This is a genomic window from uncultured Phenylobacterium sp., assembly GCF_902826855.1.
GTDB lineage: Bacteria > Pseudomonadota > Alphaproteobacteria > Caulobacterales > Caulobacteraceae > Phenylobacterium.
In genome coordinates this window covers 1-2,093 of sequence record NZ_CADEGK010000357.1, presented here as the reverse complement: position 1 = coordinate 2,093, position 2,093 = coordinate 1, and the positions used below count along the sequence as shown (strand labels likewise).

The 2,093-nt window shown below is 68.1% G+C and carries 3 protein-coding genes; 2 read left to right on the top strand and 1 reads right to left on the bottom strand.

The annotated features are described in order from the left end of the window. Window positions 1–234: 234 nt before the first annotated feature. Window positions 235–459, top strand: a complete 225-nt coding sequence (locus QZV94_RS24700; protein WP_293683073.1) for a dodecin — start codon at window positions 235–237, stop codon at window positions 457–459. Window positions 460–648: 189 nt separating this feature from the next. Here the strand turns inward: QZV94_RS24700 and QZV94_RS25330 are convergent, their stop codons facing one another. Further along, window positions 649–813, bottom strand: coding sequence for an ankyrin repeat domain-containing protein (locus tag QZV94_RS25330; protein ID WP_367255340.1), 165 nt, complete (start codon window positions 811–813; stop codon window positions 649–651). A gap of 193 nt (window positions 814–1,006) precedes the next feature. On the opposite strand from QZV94_RS25330, the gene QZV94_RS25325 reads away from it, so the two are divergent. Further along, on the top strand, window positions 1,007–1,120 hold the full coding sequence (locus QZV94_RS25325; RefSeq protein WP_367255337.1) for a PEPxxWA-CTERM sorting domain-containing protein: 114 nt from the start codon (window positions 1,007–1,009) through the stop codon (window positions 1,118–1,120). Window positions 1,121–2,093: the final 973 nt, after the last annotated feature.

The window sequence follows — 2,093 nt, the reverse complement described above, 5'->3', positions numbered from 1 at the left end:
GTGTGGCCCCGGACCGCACGGTCAGGGCCCTTTGGTTTGCCCGCCTGGGTCGGCCGCCCACGCGCGGCGTCTCCGGCCGCACCCGAGGGCCCGCGTCTGTCCGGGTGGCGGACTGACGGCCGCGAAGCGGTTGCGCCAGGCCAGACGGCCGCGCCGCGCAACCTTCACGTCTCCCGCGCGATTGGATGATCGTAAGGGCGCGCCGCAACGGCGCCGCCGCCTGGGAGGACCACCATGTCCGAGAACGCCGTCTACAAGATCGTCGAGCTGGCCGGGTCCTCGCCCGTGAGTTTCGACGACGCCGTCCGCACCGCCATCGACCGCGCCAATTCCACCCTGCGCCACATTCGCTGGTTCGAGGTGAAGGACATGCGCGGGCATGTGGAGGACGGGAAGGTCGCGCACTTCCAGGTGGAGCTGCGGGTGGGGTTCACGCTGGAGGATGACAAGGCGGCGTAGGAGACAGTCCTCGAGGTGGCGGATGGCTTTGCTGTGAGGCAAGGCCGCCCGCCCCCCATGGCCGATACGAAGTCCGCGGGGACTCATCCCTTCCGTCCCGAACGTCTGCGTCCCGGCCTGGCGCCCAAGGTCTGCTTGTGGCTGGAGCCCCAACGGAGAGAATCGACCTTTAGCGGACGTTGGCGACGTTTATTCTCTGGCGCTCCGCACCAGATCAACAATGCTGCTGTTTCCGGCGCTCATCGCAAGCTCAAGCGGGCTCCAACCGTCGTCGTTCCGTTCGGTAACTGATGCACCGCTTTCGATCAGCAGCTTGACGACCTCTGGGTGGCCGAAAGCCACCGCCCGGTGCAGGGCGGGTCGCCATCTTCCACCTTCAGGTGGACGTCGGCGGCGGCAGCGAGGAGCAGACGCGCCGCCTCAACGTCACCCCATCCGGCGACAATCGCGAGCGTGGAGTTTCCAAAGATGCCCGTCTGATTGACCGACCCAAGCGGTACGTCCGCGAACTCTACCACATCTTGGATGCGGCCCCACTTCCGATCAAATTGGAGTTGCGGCGCCTGCGGCCGTTCCGGAACCTGCGACCTGGGCTCTGATGATCGGCGGCTTCGGCATGGCGGGTGCGATGCTTCGCCGCCGCAAGGCCGTGCTTCCCTAGAGAAGATCTTCTGACAGACATGCGCCGCCGGTTTCAGGATCGGCGGCGTTTCTGTGTCTGGATTTGCGCTTGCGGTAACGACCGCTTCCCGCCCATGGCCGTCATTCCGGGGTCCGGTTACCGGCAGACCGGCGGTCCGGTTCGCGGCGTGCGACGATAACCACGACCGGCGATGTAGCTACCTACCCCTGAACGGTCTGCAACGGGACGGAAGTGCGCTATCCGAACTTCGCACGACCCGACCCCGGCGCGGTCAGCGCTCTTTTTGAGCCACGCTTCCCACCCGGCACGCTGCGGCGAGGCCACCCTTCTCTATTCAGAGGGAGCAGGTGTCGGGGCCTTGAGGGTCCGCACTTGTTCACTATTTGTTCTGATTTGCCATCGCCGCCGCCGGAGCTGTTCGCCATGCCGTTTGCCTATCCGGACAAGTGGGAGCTGGCGCGGCGGATCATGGCGCGGGTTCGGGAGGGGGAAACGCTGTCGGCGATCGGGCGTGAGGCGGGAATGCCGTCGCATGGGCAGATCTACGCCTGGCGCGGGAGAACGCGCCGTTCGGGGAGGAGCTGGCGGCGGCGAAGCGGCGCGGGGCGTGGATGCGGGCCTACGCCTTCGATGAGGCGAAGGCCGCGGCGCTGCTGGCGCGGCTGCGGGCCGGCGAGGGGGCGTGCACGATCTGGTGGGGACGCCGGGGATGCCGTCGTGGGCCAGCTATCGCCACTGGCGGCGGACCAAGGCGCCGTTCGCCGAGGCGCTGGGGTTCCTGCGAGACGAGCGGCACAGGAACTGGGGCGCGCGGTTCGGCGGGCGGCGCCGGGACTATACGCCGGCGCTGGGCGACAAGGTGCGGGCGAAGCTGTGGATGGGGTTCCGGCCAAGGGGCTGCGGGCGGTGGACCCTGCCCTGCCCGGCTACAAGACCCTGCTGCGCTGGCGGCGTGAGCAGCCGCAGTTCGACCGGCTGGTGACCGGCATGC